Below are 15,840 nucleotides of genomic sequence, written 5' to 3'. Positions count from 1 at the left end.
TAAATGATAATTTATTTATAGAATCTTTTGTTGATTATTCCCTATTTATTCTTTATCCAGTACTTCAAATCGCGGAGAATTTTTTGATTTGAACTCCGGAACTATTTTCTTCATCAACCGCACGGTATCCATGATCTTTACCGCACGCGACAACCTTTCAAACTCTGCATAAGTATCAAAAATATCAGCATATTCATACCGACGAACTTTGGCGATCATGATTTTCTTATTCTCTGTTGGGATCGTATTTTCTTTATCGCTCAACACCTCTTCATACAATTTTTCACCCGGACGTAATCCCGTAAATTCGATCTTTATGTCTTCACCCGGACGATAACCAGCCAATTCGATCATACGAGTCGCCAGATCAACAATCTTCACAGCTTTTCCCATCTCAAAGACAAAGATCTCATTACCCTCACCCATGGTAGCAGCCTCCATTACCAGACGGCAAGCTTCGGGAATGGTCATAAAGAAACGGATGATATCAGGATGAGTAACAGTGACAGGACCACCATTCTCTATCTGTTCTTTAAAACGAGGAATGACAGAACCGTTACTACCCAACACATTACCAAAACGGGTAGTGATGAATTTGGTATGACCTTTCACTTTTCCTTCACGGATAGCACATCCCAGACTTTGAACATAGATTTCAGCTAAACGCTTGGAACAGCCCATTACATTAGTAGGATTTACAGCTTTATCCGTAGACACCATAATCATCTTTTCAGCACCATATTCCACAGCCATATCAGCCACCTGACGAGAACCGGTCACATTGACAAGTACAGCCTCACAAGGATTTTCCTCCATCAAAGGCACATGTTTATAAGCAGCAGCGTGAAAAACAATTTGAGGATGATACGATTCGAATACCATACGAACACGTTCCTTCACACGCACATCACCAATCACCGGAACAAAATCTATAGTAGGATATTTTTTCTCAAACTCAAGACGGACATTATGCAAAGGTGTTTCTGCAGAGTCGAACATGATAAGTTTCTGAATTCCCATCTGCACTAATTGACGGCAAAGTTCACTACCAATACTGCCTGCCGCACCAGTCACCAACACCACTTTTCCCCTGAATTCTTCTGCAACCTGACGAAGGTTGATATTAATTTCGGCACGACCCAACAAATCCTCAATCTTAATAGGACGTACCCACTGATGAAAGTTTCCATCAGAATCCGCCTCACTGATAGTAGGAGCTATCAATGTCTTAAGTTCATTGTTTTTACAATATTCCAGAAGGCGTTTTTCTTCCAGGCGGGTATCTTCATAACGGGCAAACAGAATCCCCTTAATTCCGCGCTTCCGCATGATATAATCAACATCCGATTCATTTTCAAAGTAATAAACGGGAAGATCTGCCAATCGGCGTCGGCTGTTATTTTTACCATATACATAAAAACCGGTTACTTTATAATGTGCACTATCCCTAAGACGTAACTTCAAGGCTACACTCTCTTCATTAGTACCATAAATAAGAATACGTGTGTTCTTTTTATTCACCCAATCCAATAAAAAATCATAGACGATTATCAATGATACACGAAAGGTCGTCAAGATCACTAAAGTCAATAAACCATCAAATAGAAGATAGGATATTTTATAATTATATGGCAATTGGGTCTCATATATAACTCCAAAAGAAATAATGACCAAACAGGCTATTTTAAATAAAACGGCACACATGATACGCCAAAGTTCACGTGCCTGTGAGAAACGAATTGTATTACGATAAGTATGGAATAATAAAGAGCCCGCAACACTTGCCACCAAAGAAACGCAAGCAAATTTACAGAGCATCCAGTCGGTCATTGGAACATGCGCCATATAATGAATTACCGCATAAGCGACCAACGAACATAATACAGAAATTGCCGTGTCAATACCTAAAATAACCCAATAACTGAAATAATTTTTGCGGACATATTGCACTATGTCCTTCAATGTTTTTTCCATTATAGTATAAATGAATAAAATAATATTTCGAAATTTGATTTATCTGATTGATTATGATCAGTACAAGGACTATGACTACGATTTCCATGTTGGTGTAGCCCAACAAAGAATCCCTTCATCTTTCGATACGTACATACATTTCTACACTATATCTTTTGTAAAGATATAATTCATAATACTTTATGGATTTTTATTTTTGAGAGAGGTCATCGATAAATATATCCACTGTTTGGTTACCGATGTCAGATAGACTGCCTGCTATTTTACAGACTTTCATTACATTTTTGCAGTAAAATCCCCATACCCCTATAAAATAGATTGATTACTCAATCACGTAAATCCCCATTTTCAGATACCGGCTCTACACACCCAGCCGGTATATCTACACATGCACACCCTAACATTGTCAATCGAACAGCAACTTTCGATTTCCCATTCACATGTACTAATTCCCCTTCCAATCCTGCCAATGGTCCCTTGATTACCCGTATTCTTTCTCCCGGAGCTAACGGCGATGTACTCATGCTGATCGTCTCATCCGAGTAGTCGAGCATAAACTTGAATCGCAACATTTGTTGGTCAGGGACAACAGCCGGAGTACTCTCCCCACGTAATACCATGTAACGGCTGATAGCAGATAAAGTCAGGACTTCTTTTTGCTCTTGCGGATCAACGTGAACAAAGATCATCATTGGAAGTAATACCCGGTCGACAACTTTACGACGGTCGCTCCATTGATGGACTTCTTGTTGAATTGGAAGAAAATTTTCGATCCCCATTTTCGTAAGCCGCTCACTTGTTTTTTTCTCGTGACAGATACGTACAATAGCTACTAACCAACGTTTTGAGCGCGCTACGCTGCTGCCAATCACATCTGTTGACAGAAGATCCCGATCGTCATTTTTCTTAATGATCATGTATTTTTACCCCTCATTTCTCCGTCACCTTTAAGGTAATGGATTGAATTCAGTGGCAAAGATAGATAAAAATATAAATAGTAAACAAGAAAAAACTTTTCTTTTTTTACAGACAGACTGAATTGTGCTTTTTCTGTATCTACTTTGATTACCACTTATAGTTAATACCGAAGCTAAGCAATTCTTTCAACTGGAAGAAGCTGTCGCCTTCAGTCGGTTTCGAGCTGTCGTCAAAACGGGTATGTATATAGAGCTTGGTAGAAAGATAACGGTTTAATACGAAATTGAACGTATTTTCCCATTCTACACGTGCCCAATGGTAGTTGGTCAGATAATTGAGACGAGACTCTAAAGTCACTGCAGAAATGATGGTCCAGTTCAATGTCGATTGCAACTGGGAACCGAAATCGTTTTTAGAACATTTTCCTTTTTCTAAGCCAAACTTAGTTTCATCCACTTCAGAATTGCCTATATAACGTAAGTTGTAAGTCAACGGCGCCATAAACACGGAAAGATTAAATTTCTTCTTACTCAATTTATAATCCATACCGACACTGACCGCCAAATCTGCCGGAGACATGAAAGATGAAACCAATTCTTCACTGTTAGCTTTATATCCGTTGAAGAACTGTGTCTTAAACTCGGAAGAAATGGTATAATACCAATTTTTGAGGGCTCTCAAACCTAATTTGTTATATAAGCGGAATTGGTCGGTATTAAAAAGATATTTATGATATTCATCTGACGGAGTGGAAGTCATACCCACTTTAGCTTCCAGCTGGTTCTCAAACAGCACCTTTTCATTGTCATTATAGTTGGCGAAAATCTGAAAAGTGGCTAATCCGGAGAAGTTACTTTCACCTCCCTTATACCAGTTATCCGAAAGGTGGTTCTGGCTAATCTGCAACGATCCGTTACCTCCGGTCACCCACCAGTTCGGCCGACTAATCTTCATATTGGCTTTCCCTACATTATCATCCATATTTTCCGGTTGAAACAGATGAATAACGTTTGCTTTGGGAGATATTTTCGGCTTCACATCGTGACGGAATACATCACGACTCATGATGCGGTCTTCTGTAGTGACAACCAAGTTCGGACGTTCCAAATAAAGATCCATCAATGCACTGTTCACTATTTTCTCGGCACGCTGGGTTTTGGTAAATGCCAGGGTATCATAAGGCAGAAGTTCCGCTGTCAGTTGAGGAGTGGTGTCCCATTGCATAGGCTTCCATTCCAATTTCGAATATTGTGCCATCGGAGCATAATAATATGCCAATGGTGTGAACAGACGAAAATAATCGGGATCAGACGGAATATAACGTGGCGGCACAGACAGATCGTTCAAATAATCTAATTGCGCGACATACTTATTATATAAATAAGAAACGGTATCCAGTTTCGGAGTCGGCCCCGACATATTCAGTTTGAGCATCAAATATTTCTGAAGCTCCGCCGAAAGCGTATCTGCTTTCACGACTCTGGCTTTTGCCACAACTGTTGAAGATTTAACCGTTTTGGCAGGTTTAATCGCTTCAGGAGCAGGCTGCAGAGAGTCAGTCGGAAGTGGAGAGGGATCGACAGATTCCTGTGCAAAAAGCGATAACGATAAGATTGACAGAATAAACGCTGAACATAAAGTAGTAATTCTCATCATATTTGTCTATGGTTTAGAGTGCAAAGCTACATTATTTTGTTCAGAAATCATAGGATTCTTTTAAAATTGCATTTTTTAATAAAATTGTGGAGACGAAAGACTGTAATCTTCCTCTTTTTTTATAATTTTGCGGTTTTTAAGTTCGTAAGAATACTACTAAGTAAACAATTATTAAAACAGTTATAGCTGTGGGAGAAACAAAGTATATTTTCGTCACCGGTGGTGTTGCCTCTTCTTTAGGAAAAGGGATCATCTCATCATCCATCGGTAAGTTGCTGCAAGCAAGAGGTTATAATGTAACCATCCAGAAGTTTGACCCGTATATCAACATCGACCCGGGAACATTGAATCCTTATGAGCACGGAGAGTGCTATGTAACCGTAGACGGACACGAAGCCGACCTCGACTTGGGACACTATGAGCGATTCCTGGGTATACAAACGACAAAGGCGAACAACATTACTACGGGACGTATCTACAAGAGCGTCATTGACAAGGAACGTCGTGGAGATTATCTGGGTAAAACGATCCAGGTGATTCCTCACATCACAGACGAGATCAAACGGAATGTAAAACTGCTTGGTAATAAATACAAGTTTGATTTTGTGATTACTGAAATCGGTGGTACGGTAGGTGACATCGAATCACTCCCCTACCTCGAAAGTATCCGTCAGTTGAAATGGGAACTCGGTAAGAACGCTCTTTGCGTACACTTGACCTATGTTCCTTATCTTGCTGCTGCCGGAGAATTGAAAACAAAACCGACGCAACATTCTGTAAAGGAACTCCAAAGTGTGGGTATTCAGCCGGATGTACTGGTACTGCGTGCCGAGCATCCGCTAAGTGACGGACTGCGTAAGAAAGTGGCACAATTCTGTAATGTAGACGATAAAGCCGTCGTGCAGTCTATCGACGCGGAAACAATTTACGAAGTACCTATCCTGATGCAGGCGCAAGGGCTGGACAGCACTATCCTCGAAAAGATGGGACTGCCGGTAGGAGAAACTCCGGGACTCGGCCCATGGCGTAAATTCCTGGAACGTCGTCACGCTGCAGAGACTAAAGAACCGATCAATATTGCACTGGTTGGAAAATACGATTTGCAGGACGCTTACAAGTCTATCCGTGAAGCTTTATCGCAAGCGGGTACTTACAATGACCGCAAAGTGGAAGTTCATTTCGTAAACAGTGAGAAACTGACAGATGAGAATGTAGCTGAAGCTTTGAAAGGTATGGCGGGCGTAATGATTGGTCCGGGATTCGGTCAACGGGGTATCGACGGCAAGTTTGTCGCTATCAAATATACACGTACACATGACATTCCGACTTTCGGTATTTGTCTGGGTATGCAATGTATTGCTATTGAGTTTGCACGCAACGTACTGGGATACGCTGATGCCAACTCACGTGAAATGGATGAAAAGACTCCGCACAACGTGATTGATATCATGGAAGAACAGAAAGCAATCACCAACATGGGTGGTACGATGCGTCTGGGTGCTTACGAATGTGTATTGCAGAAAGGTTCGAAAGCATATCAGGCTTACGGACAAGAACATATTCAGGAACGTCACCGTCATCGCTATGAGTTCAACAATGATTATAAAGACCGATATGAAGCTGCCGGCATGAAATGTGTAGGTATCAACCCGGAATCGGATCTGGTAGAAATCGTTGAAATCCCGGCTTTGAAATGGTTTGTCGGTACACAGTTCCATCCGGAATATGGCAGTACGGTACTGAACCCTCATCCGTTGTTCGTGGCATTTGTGAAGGCTGCCATCGAAAACGAAAAAACAACGGCAAAAGGCTAACAATACGCGGTAAACGACCGGTAGTTTGTAATTTTATAATTTGTAATTAAAATAAGAATGGATAAAAACACCATCACAGGTCTCGTTCTAATAGGCATATTATTGGTAGGATTCAGCTTTTTGAGTCGTCCAAGCGAGGAACAGATAGCTGCACAAAAAAGATACTATGACTCTATTGCCGTAGTACAGCAGCAGGAGGAAGCGCTGAAGGCGAAAACAGAAGCTGCGCTGGCTAACAGCCAAAAAGAGGTTGCATCGGCTGCCGATTCTTCTGCTTTGTTTTTCAATGCCTTGCATGGGACCGATTCTAAAATCAGCATCCAGAATAATGTAGCGGAAATTACTTTCGCAACAAAAGGCGGACGTGTCTATTCAGCCATGCTGAAGGATTATATGGCACAGGACAAAAAGACACCGATTATGTTGTTCGACGGTGACGATGCTTCGATGAACTTCAACTTCTACAACAAAGCAGGAGCCATCCAGACCAAAGATTATTTCTTTGAAGCTGTAAACAAGACGGATAGTAGTGTTACCATGCGCCTGGCTGCGGATAGCGCAAGCTATATCGATTTCATCTATACGCTGAAACCGGATAGCTACCTGATGAACTTTGAAATCAAAGCGACAGGCATGGAAGACAAGTTGGCTAGTACTAAGTATGTGGACATCGACTGGTCACAACGTGCCCGCCAACTGGAAAAAGGATTCACTTATGAGAATCGTCTGTCGGAACTGACTTATAAAGTAACAGGTGACAATGTAGACAACTTGTCTGCTGCCAAAGATGACAGTCAGGATTTGCCGGGACGCATTGATTGGGTAGCTTTCAAGAATCAGTTCTTCTCGTCTGTATTTATCGCTGAACAGGATTTCGACAAGGTTTCCGTTAAGTCAAAAATGGAACAACAGGGAAGCGGATATATCAAAGATTATTCTGCTGAAATGAATACTTTCTTTGATCCGTCAGGCAAAGAACCGACAGAGATGTACTTCTACTTCGGTCCGAACCACTTCAAGACGCTGAAAGCGCTGGATAAAGGACGTGACGAGAAATGGGAGCTTCACCGACTGGTTTACCTGGGTTGGCCGCTGATTCGCTGGATTAACCAGTTTATCACGATCAACGTATTCGACTGGTTGTCCGGCTGGGGATTGAGCATGGGTATCGTTCTGTTGATTCTGACTATTATGGTGAAAGTGCTGGTTTATCCGGCTACCTGGAAAACGTACATGTCTTCTGCCAAGATGCGTGTATTGAAACCGAAAATTGATGAAATCAACAAGAAATATCCCAAGCAGGAAGATGCAATGAAGAAACAGCAGGAGGTGATGAGCCTTTACAGCCAATACGGGGTAAGCCCGATGGGTGGCTGTCTGCCGATGTTATTGCAGTTCCCTATCCTGATGGCTTTGTTTATGTTCGTGCCGAGTGCTATCGAACTGCGTCAACAGAGTTTCTTGTGGGCGGACGACCTTTCTACTTATGACGCTATCATCACATTCCCGTTCCATATCCCGTTCCTTGGCAATCACCTTAGCTTGTTCTGCTTGCTGATGACGTTGACAAACATCTTGAACACAAAGTACACAATGTCTATGCAGGATACCGGAGCGCAGCCACAAATGGCGGCTATGAAATGGATGATGTATCTGATGCCGATTATGTTCTTGTTCGTCTTGAACGATTATCCGTCAGGTTTGAACTATTACTACTTCGTGTCAACGCTGATTAGTGTGGGTACTATGATTCTGCTTCGTAGAACGACTGACGAAACTAAATTGTTGGCTATTCTTGAAGCGAAAAAGAAAGACCCGAAACAAATGAAAAAGACCGGATTTGCTGCTCGCCTGGAGGCGATGCAAAAGCAACAAGAGCAATTGCAGCAGCAAAGACAGAATAAAAAATAAGGAGTAATTCCTGAATCATATTCTAAGAAAGCCGGACATCCTATTTTGGTTGCCCGGCTTTCTTTCTCTAAAAAATAAAATAAGATGAAAACTAAATATTCTTATAAACAAATCTGGACAATCTCCTACCCTATCCTAATCAGTCTGATTATGGAACAGATGATTGGTATGACGGACACGGCCTTTCTGGGACGTGTAGGAGAAATCGAGCTGGGTGCTTCTGCTATCGCAGGGGTATATTATCTCGCCATCTTTATGATGGCATTCGGTTTCAGCATCGGCGCACAGATCTTAATCGCCCGCCGCAACGGAGAAGGAAACTACAAGGAAATCGGACCGATTTTCTATCAGGGCATTTATTTCCTGCTTGCCATGGCAGTGATTTTATTCACATTCTCCATCGTATTTTCACCATATATCTTAAAGAATATCATTTCGTCTCCTCACATTTACGATGCAGCCGAAAGTTATATTCATTGGCGTGTGTATGGGTTCTTCTTCTCTTTTGTCATGGTCATGTTCCGCGCCTTCTTTGTAGGTACGACACAAACCAAAACACTGACGCTGAACTCTATCGTAATGGTGCTTTCGAATGTGGTATTCAACTATATCCTGATCTTCGGTAAATTCGGTTTCCCGCAACTGGGAATTGCCGGTGCTGCCATCGGTTCGTCACTGGCCGAAATGGTATCGGTAATTTTCTTTATCATCTACACCTGGAAACGAATTGACTGCAAGAAATATGCGTTGAACATATTGCCCAAATTCCATGGAAAAACACTGAAACGCATACTGAACGTTTCTGTGTGGACAATGATTCAGAATTTCGTTTCTTTGTCTACCTGGTTCATGTTCTTCTTGTTTGTGGAACATTTGGGAGAGCGGTCATTGGCGATTGCCAACATCATCCGCAACGTGTCGGGGATACCGTTTATGATTGCAATGGCATTTGCTTCCACCTGCGGTTCGTTGGTAAGTAACCTGATCGGTGCAGGCGAACAGGATTGTGTACGGGGAACTATCAAACAGCATATCCGTATCGGATATATCTTTGTATTGCCGATCCTGGTATTCTTCTGTTTATTCCCGGATTTGATTCTGCGCATTTATACAGACATCCCGGATTTAAGAGCGGCATCCGTACCTTCACTGTGGGTACTATGCTCTGCCTATCTGGTACTGGTGCCTGCCAATGTGTATTTCCAATCGGTATCAGGAACAGGAAATACGCGGACTGCATTGGCTATGGAACTTTGTGTACTGGCTATCTATGTCACATACTCTGCATATTTCATCATGTATCTGCGAATGGATGTCGCATTTGCCTGGACGACAGAATGTGTGTACGGTACTTTTATACTGTTGTTCTGCTACTGGTATATGAAGAAAGGAAACTGGCAGAAAAAGAAGATTTAAATCCTTTTTTCACTATCTTCGCAAGAAAATAAACATTTTATAAAATATATGAGACAAGCTAATTTATTTATGATGTCGGCAGCAATGTTGTTAGCTGCCTGCGGAGGAACGAAAGACGCAGGCAAAACAGATCAGGTGCTTATCGAGAAATCGGATATTAAGATCGAAGGGAAGCGCATGACTCCCGAAGCACTTTGGGCTATGGGACGTATCGGCGAATTCGCCGTATCGCCCGACGGAAAGAAAATTGCGTATACGGTAGCGTATTACAGTGTACCGGAAAACAAGAGTAACCGCGAAGTTTTCGTGATGAACGCAGACGGAAGCGAAAACCAGCAAATCACTCATACCCCGTATCAGGAAAATGAAGTGACATGGATTAAAGGAGGCACCAAACTTGCATTCTTAAGTAATGACAACGGAAGCAGCCAGCTCTATGAAATGAACCCGGACGGTAGCGGACGCAAGCAATTGACCCACTACGACGGAGACATCGAAGGTTATTCCATTTCACCGGATGGCAAAAAGCTGCTGTTTATTTCACAAGTAAAGACGAAAGAAAGCACTGCTGATAAATATCCGGACCTGCCGAAAGCCACAGGTATCATCGTGACCGACCTGATGTACAAACATTGGGATGAATGGGTAACGACAGCTCCACATCCTTTTGTTGCCGACTTCGACGGTAACGGTATTTCCAATATCGTGGATATCCTGAACGGAGAACCGTATGAAAGTCCAATGAAACCCTGGGGTGGCATTGAGCAACTTGCCTGGAATACAGCTTCGGACAAAGTAGCTTACACTTGCCGTAAAAAGACAGGACTGGAATATGCGATTTCTACCAACTCCGATATTTACGTTTATGACCTGAACACCCAAAAAACGGAAAATATCACGGAAGAAAACAAAGGGTACGATACCAATCCGCAATACTCTCCAGACGGCAAATATATCGCCTGGCAGAGTATGGAACGTGACGGTTACGAAGCCGACTTAAACCGTCTGTTCATCATGAATTTGGAAACCGGTGAGAAACGGTTTGTCAGCAAGGCGTTCGAATCGAATGTGGATGCTTTTGTATGGGGAGCAGATGCAAAGATGATTTATTTCACCGGTGTATGGCACGGAGAATCGCAGATTTATGCACTGGATTTAGCCAATGATTCGGTAAAGGCAATCACTTCAGGAATGTACGATTATGAAGGTGTAGCTCTTTTCGGGGATAAACTGATCGCCAAACGTCATTCAATGAGCATGGGTGATGAAATTTACACTGTGGCACTGGATGGCTCTACTACTCAACTGACGCAGGAAAACAAACAGATCTACGACCAGTTGGAAATGGGTAAAGTGGAAGGTCGCTGGATGAAAACAACAGATGGCAAACAGATGTTGACATGGGTAATCTATCCTCCGCAGTTTGATCCGAACAAGAAATATCCGACTTTGCTGTTCTGTGAAGGAGGTCCGCAAAGTCCGGTAAGCCAGTTCTGGTCTTATCGCTGGAACTTCCAGATTATGGCAGCCAATGATTATATCATTGTTGCTCCGAATCGTCGCGGCTTGCCGGGATTTGGTGTGGAATGGAACGAACAGATCAGTGGTGACTACGGTGGCCAGTGTATGAAAGATTATTTCACTGCTATCGATGAAATGGCAAAAGAGCCGTATGTAGACAAAGATCGCTTGGGATGTGTAGGTGCCAGCTTCGGAGGATTCTCCGTATACTGGTTGGCAGGACATCATGACAAACGATTCAAAGCATTCATTGCCCACGATGGTATCTTCAATATGGAAATGCAATATCTGGAAACTGAAGAGAAATGGTTTGCCAACTGGGATATGGGAGGCGCATACTGGGAAAAACAAAACCCGATGGCACAACGTACGTTTGCCAACTCTCCTCACCTATTCGTGGAGAAATGGGATACGCCTATCCTCTGTATTCATGGAGAAAAAGACTACCGTATTCTGGCTAATCAGGCAATGGCTGCTTTCGATGCTGCCGTGATGCGTGGTGTTCCTGCAGAGTTGCTGATTTATCCGGATGAAAACCACTGGGTATTGAAACCGCAGAATGGGGTTCTATGGCAACGCACATTCTTCGAATGGCTGGACAAATGGGTGAAGAAAGCTCCATCTAAGTAAAATTTTAAAGCACGGATTATACGAATCTCACAGTCATTTGATTCACTAAAACTGCATATTTCATATAATCTGTGCTTAACGACTTTCCAATAAAGTAAAATAAAAGAAGGCTCTGTTCTCAATCTACTTGAGTTCAGAGCCTTCTCCATTGCATCCATCATAAATCGGCTAAATCTTACTCCGAATAAATATTTTCAATTTCTACAATATACATCTTGTGGAAACCGCCATGAGCACCACCGTACCACTTTTCCAATGATTCCTTATCCAGAAAACATTCCGGTTTGATACCGTCAGCATAAAGCTTCTTACACTCCAGGCTCAATCGTGCCTGCTCAAACAACACATTGCCATTTTCTGTAAACACTGGTTTCAATCCAGTTTCTTTTACTTTATCTATATTACGTCCCGACTTGGAGCCACAAATAGCGTGAATTTTCTTATTTTCTTCTCCCAAGAAAGAAAGTGTCAGGTAATCGTTCTCCTCTACAAACTCGTATGTATACCGTTCGGGACGGATAAAAACGAAAGCAACCGGTTTATTCCACAGCCAACCGATGCCACCCCAACTTGCTGTCATCGTGTTAAACTTCTCTTTTGTTCCGGCCGTAACCAGCATCCACTCTTTTCCAATCGCTTCGAAAAAGTTTTCTTTCAGGTCTTTTACTTCTAATTTCTTCATCTCTTTATTCGTTTCTAATTATTTCTGTTTTTTCAATTTTACAATCTCTCCCAAATAGGGAATCTCCACAGGAATCTTCCGTTTCTTTGCTTCTGCTGCAAAAACCTTCGGAGGATCGTGCAAAGGCTCGTCAGACAAGTCGAATGTACCATAATGCATGGGAATGGTAAGACCTGCATGCATTTCTTCGGCAGCAGTCAATGATTCGTATGGCGATATATGGTTGGGACGCATAAACCAGCGAGGTTTGTATGCACCGATACCTAACAAAGCATAATCTGGTGCTCCGAACATGTCGGGAATCTCACGAAAGTGACTGGAATAACCCGTATCACCACTATAATAAAGAGAAATCCCATTTCCTTGCAGCATAAAAGCTCCCCACAGTCGCTGACCGCCATCACGTACGGAACGTTTGCTCCAGTGTTGTGCCGGCAGAAACGTGATCTTCAATCCTTCATCTTCAATTTGTTGATACCATCCGGCTTCAATCACTTTCATTTCAGGGAACCATCCCTGAATCAGTTCACCGGTTCCCAAGCCGCAGAAAAGTTTCATTTGCGGGTTGTTCTTCAGTAAGCGGGCTATACTCTGTTTATCCAAATGGTCGAAATGGTCATGACTGACAAGTAGATAATCAATCTCCGTAAATATATCAGGATTAGCAGGAAATTCGCTCTGTCTTTTCACAAAAGGAATACTGCCGAACACCGGATCGAACATGATTCGCTTACCTGCTAATTGAAGAAAGAAAGAATTATGTCCGAGCCATATCAGAGAATCTCCTACCATCGCATCCAATGAGCGAAGATAACAAACTTTCGGGTCCCATTTCACCGTCTTCTTCTCTTTGCGTTGGGGATTGGGCGAAAGACGCCATTTCAACACGCTGCCCATCCCCGGACGGAAGCGATGCTGCCTGTTAAAAAAACGTCCGCGCACCATCGGATTTCCTCTCCAATAAGGATTGACTGTCGCTAAACGTTCGTTTCTCCTAAAACATATATGTTCACCCATTTTATTTCCTGAATACGTATTTACAAACTTACTAAAAAATCTCGATTTACGGTGAATAAGGGGAAACAAAAAATGTACCCCGGACACACTATCGGGGTACATTTACTTATAAAAGAATAAATATTATCCTTTTTTAATAGAATGAGGCTTAGTTAACAACAGTGCAGCCCATACAGAGGCAGTTGCCAGCCAAGAGCAGAAAGATTGATAACCATAATGACCGCACCCAATATCCATAAAATCAGTAACGACCATTTCAAACCTGTTCCCATTGGTGACCAATGGAATAGCTGGCGCAAGATGGTATACAAAAAAGCTCCTAATGGAATACCAATAAGGGCAACTCCGGCAATCGTACCTAATAATGTCATCATAGGAGATACAGAGGCAACCGGCATCCAGTCGATGGCAGGCAACAACTCATAAAGTAAAGCTCCTCCACTGACTGCCACAGCAATTGCCGCAAATACCAACGCTACCAATACGACAGCCAATACGAACAAGACAGGGCAACAAAGAATGACAAGAGCTACCAGAAATATCTTAAAAAGAACGGCAGCAATGGAAACAAATACATCGCCTATCTTTTGAAGAAAGGTACGAGGTTTACCGGAGTTCACATAATTATTAACCCCATCTGCTACCCGTTCGAAGCCGTCTGTCACTGTTTTGCCAATATTCTCAATGGTTACCGCTTCTCCACGCATACTTAACTTTTCTGCGGCGGTACGGGCTTCCGGAATAACGAGCCATCCGATAATATAAAGGATAATCATCGGACAATAAGGTACAAACACCAGAATAATCATCAGGATACGCACCAATGTGATGTCCCAACCGAAGTAAGCTGCCAGTCCTGCTGCCACACCACCCAACAATTTATTATCCGGATCACGGAACCAGCGACGTTGGGCAGAGGTTTGCGTATTACTTTGATTAGCGGACGATGCTTGCTCCGTTCTTTTCTGTGAATCTGTATCCTCGTCAGCAATACCAAAATCTTCCGGTTTGCCTACGCGGGCGATAATTTCTTCTACATCCGAAACTGTGATGACCTGTTTTCCTTCAGTTACTTTCTCGGCAAACAGTTCGGCAATACGCATCTCAATATCGTCTACAATTTCTTCCGCACCCTCCTGTTTACGAAAATAATGTTTCAAATTAGACAGATAATTGTCTAACAGTCGGTAGGCATCGTCATCTATATGATAAACTATTCCTCCTAAATTTATGGTCAATGTCTTTTTCATTTTTATTTCTTCTTTTTCTAATTATCTATTGGCTATATGATTCACTGTGTCGTTAAGTTCTTTCCAGGAAATTTCCAGTTCTCCCAAAAAGGTTTCTCCTTGTTCAGTGAGTTTATAGTACTTGCGGGGAGGTCCCTGGGTAGATTCCACCCATTCATAACTTAACAAGTCGTCATTTTTCAGACGGGTCAGCAACGGATACAAGGTGCCTTCCACTACAATCAGCTGGGCTTCTTTCAATTTCTGAATAATATCAGAAGCATAGGCAGGCTCTTTGTGCAGCAAAAGCATGATGCAATATTCAAGCATGCCTTTCCTCATCTGTGATTTCACATTGTCTACTTTCATTATTCACTTCTTTTAGATGGCACAAATATATGCATTACTTAAGTACCTTGCATTACAAAGTACTATAAATTAATAATAATTAAAACATTAGAGAGCGCCCACCTTATTATAAAAAGAAATAATGGCTATATTTGTGCCCGTTAAACCATAAAATAGAAAATACGTATGTTTACAATTCGAAAAGCAACGGTAGCCGATTGCGAGCTTATTCATATGATGGCAAAGGAGGTATTCCCCGCCACCTACAAGGATATTTTATCTCCTGAACAACTGGATTATATGATGGACTGGATGTATGCTCCTTCCAATGTGCGCAAGCAAATGGAGGAAGAAGGACATGTGTATTCCATCGCCTACAAAGAGGATGAGCCATGCGGATACGTCTCTGTACAGCAACAGGGAAAAGATGTATTCCATCTTCAGAAAATCTATGTTCTCCCCCGCTTTCAGGGTGCGCATTGTGGCAGTTTCTTATTTAAGGAAGCAATCAAATGTATCAAAGGGATGCATCCGGAACCTTGTCTGATGGAACTTAACGTGAATCGTAATAATAAAGCCTTGCAGTTTTACGAATACATGGGAATGAGAAAGTTACGGGAAGGTGATTTCCCGATTGGCAACGGGTATTATATGAATGATTATATTATGGGATTGGATATTTAATAAACCAAAATGCCCCGGAACAAGTATCGTGAATGTTCCG

At 42.2% G+C, this 15,840-nt stretch carries 12 protein-coding genes; 5 read left to right on the top strand and 7 right to left on the bottom strand.

Annotated features, from left to right (window positions below; translation table 11 throughout):
* Positions 1–45 precede the first annotated feature (45 nt).
* From BSAG_RS11755 to BSAG_RS11765, 3 genes are all read right to left on the bottom strand, one after another.
* On the bottom strand, positions 46–1,974 hold the full coding sequence (locus BSAG_RS11755) for a polysaccharide biosynthesis protein (RefSeq protein ID WP_004312726.1): 1,929 nt from the start codon (positions 1,972–1,974) through the stop codon (positions 46–48).
* A 326-nt stretch (positions 1,975–2,300) separates the two neighbouring features.
* On the bottom strand, positions 2,301–2,891 hold the full coding sequence (locus BSAG_RS11760) for a UpxY family transcription antiterminator (RefSeq protein WP_004312725.1): 591 nt from the start codon (positions 2,889–2,891) through the stop codon (positions 2,301–2,303).
* A gap of 148 nt (positions 2,892–3,039) precedes the next feature.
* Complete coding sequence (locus BSAG_RS11765; RefSeq protein ID WP_004312723.1) at positions 3,040–4,548, bottom strand: DUF3078 domain-containing protein; 1,509 nt, start codon at positions 4,546–4,548, stop codon at positions 3,040–3,042.
* Positions 4,549–4,736: 188 nt separating this feature from the next.
* Between BSAG_RS11765 and BSAG_RS11770 the strand changes: the two genes are divergently transcribed.
* The 4 genes from BSAG_RS11770 (at position 4,737) to BSAG_RS11785 (ending at position 11,840) form a co-directional block, all read left to right on the top strand.
* Positions 4,737–6,362: a CTP synthase gene (locus tag BSAG_RS11770; protein ID WP_004312722.1), complete on the top strand. Its 1,626-nt coding sequence runs from the start codon at positions 4,737–4,739 to the stop codon at positions 6,360–6,362.
* Positions 6,363–6,419: 57 nt separating this feature from the next.
* Positions 6,420–8,273 carry a membrane protein insertase YidC gene (gene yidC, locus BSAG_RS11775; RefSeq protein WP_004312721.1) on the top strand — a complete coding sequence of 618 codons (1,854 nt, stop codon included), beginning with the start codon at positions 6,420–6,422 and terminating at the stop codon, positions 8,271–8,273.
* A gap of 84 nt (positions 8,274–8,357) precedes the next feature.
* A complete protein-coding gene (bexA, locus tag BSAG_RS11780; RefSeq protein ID WP_004312720.1) occupies positions 8,358–9,689 on the top strand; it encodes a multidrug efflux MATE transporter BexA in 1,332 nt (443 codons plus the stop codon).
* Between the two features lie 48 nt (positions 9,690–9,737).
* Positions 9,738–11,840: an alpha/beta hydrolase family protein gene (locus BSAG_RS11785; RefSeq protein WP_004312719.1), complete on the top strand. Its 2,103-nt coding sequence runs from the start codon at positions 9,738–9,740 to the stop codon at positions 11,838–11,840.
* A gap of 175 nt (positions 11,841–12,015) precedes the next feature.
* Here BSAG_RS11785 and BSAG_RS11790 read toward each other — a convergent pair whose 3' ends face one another.
* The 4 genes from BSAG_RS11790 to BSAG_RS11805 form a co-directional block, all read right to left on the bottom strand.
* Complete coding sequence (locus BSAG_RS11790) at positions 12,016–12,522, bottom strand: flavin reductase family protein (RefSeq protein ID WP_004312718.1); 507 nt, start codon at positions 12,520–12,522, stop codon at positions 12,016–12,018.
* A gap of 18 nt (positions 12,523–12,540) precedes the next feature.
* Positions 12,541–13,539 carry an MBL fold metallo-hydrolase gene (locus BSAG_RS11795; protein ID WP_008016258.1) on the bottom strand — a complete coding sequence of 333 codons (999 nt, stop codon included), beginning with the start codon at positions 13,537–13,539 and terminating at the stop codon, positions 12,541–12,543.
* Positions 13,540–13,691: 152 nt separating this feature from the next.
* A complete protein-coding gene (locus tag BSAG_RS11800) occupies positions 13,692–14,789 on the bottom strand; it encodes a PspC domain-containing protein (RefSeq protein ID WP_008016256.1) in 1,098 nt (365 codons plus the stop codon).
* A 21-nt stretch (positions 14,790–14,810) separates the two neighbouring features.
* On the bottom strand, positions 14,811–15,137 hold the full coding sequence (locus BSAG_RS11805; RefSeq protein WP_004312715.1) for a PadR family transcriptional regulator: 327 nt from the start codon (positions 15,135–15,137) through the stop codon (positions 14,811–14,813).
* Between the two features lie 165 nt (positions 15,138–15,302).
* Between BSAG_RS11805 and BSAG_RS11810 the strand changes: the two genes are divergently transcribed.
* A complete protein-coding gene (locus BSAG_RS11810) occupies positions 15,303–15,800 on the top strand; it encodes a GNAT family N-acetyltransferase (protein ID WP_004312714.1) in 498 nt (165 codons plus the stop codon).
* Positions 15,801–15,840: the final 40 nt, after the last annotated feature.

It is taken from the genome of Bacteroides sp. D1 (genome assembly GCF_000157095.2).
In the GTDB taxonomy this organism is placed as follows: domain Bacteria; phylum Bacteroidota; class Bacteroidia; order Bacteroidales; family Bacteroidaceae; genus Bacteroides; species Bacteroides xylanisolvens.
The sequence above is the reverse complement of the archived record's forward strand: the minus strand, read 5'-3'. Positions and strand labels throughout refer to the sequence as shown.

Excerpts from the sequence above, each read along its gene's own strand:
- BSAG_RS11800 (WP_008016256.1), bottom strand. The coding sequence starts at position 14,789 with ATGAAAAAGACATTGACCATAAATTTAGGAGGAATAGTTTATCATATA.
- BSAG_RS11765 (WP_004312723.1), bottom strand. The coding sequence starts at position 4,548 with ATGATGAGAATTACTACTTTATGTTCAGCGTTTATTCTGTCAATCTTA.
- BSAG_RS11795 (WP_008016258.1), bottom strand. The coding sequence starts at position 13,539 with ATGGGTGAACATATATGTTTTAGGAGAAACGAACGTTTAGCGACAGTC.
- BSAG_RS11790 (WP_004312718.1), bottom strand. The coding sequence starts at position 12,522 with ATGAAGAAATTAGAAGTAAAAGACCTGAAAGAAAACTTTTTCGAAGCG.
- BSAG_RS11760 (WP_004312725.1), bottom strand. The coding sequence starts at position 2,891 with ATGATCATTAAGAAAAATGACGATCGGGATCTTCTGTCAACAGATGTG.
- bexA (WP_004312720.1), top strand. The coding sequence starts at position 8,358 with ATGAAAACTAAATATTCTTATAAACAAATCTGGACAATCTCCTACCCT.
- yidC (WP_004312721.1), top strand. The coding sequence starts at position 6,420 with ATGGATAAAAACACCATCACAGGTCTCGTTCTAATAGGCATATTATTG.
- BSAG_RS11755 (WP_004312726.1), bottom strand. The coding sequence starts at position 1,974 with ATGGAAAAAACATTGAAGGACATAGTGCAATATGTCCGCAAAAATTAT.
- BSAG_RS11785 (WP_004312719.1), top strand. The coding sequence starts at position 9,738 with ATGAGACAAGCTAATTTATTTATGATGTCGGCAGCAATGTTGTTAGCT.
- BSAG_RS11810 (WP_004312714.1), top strand. The coding sequence starts at position 15,303 with ATGTTTACAATTCGAAAAGCAACGGTAGCCGATTGCGAGCTTATTCAT.
- BSAG_RS11805 (WP_004312715.1), bottom strand. The coding sequence starts at position 15,137 with ATGAAAGTAGACAATGTGAAATCACAGATGAGGAAAGGCATGCTTGAA.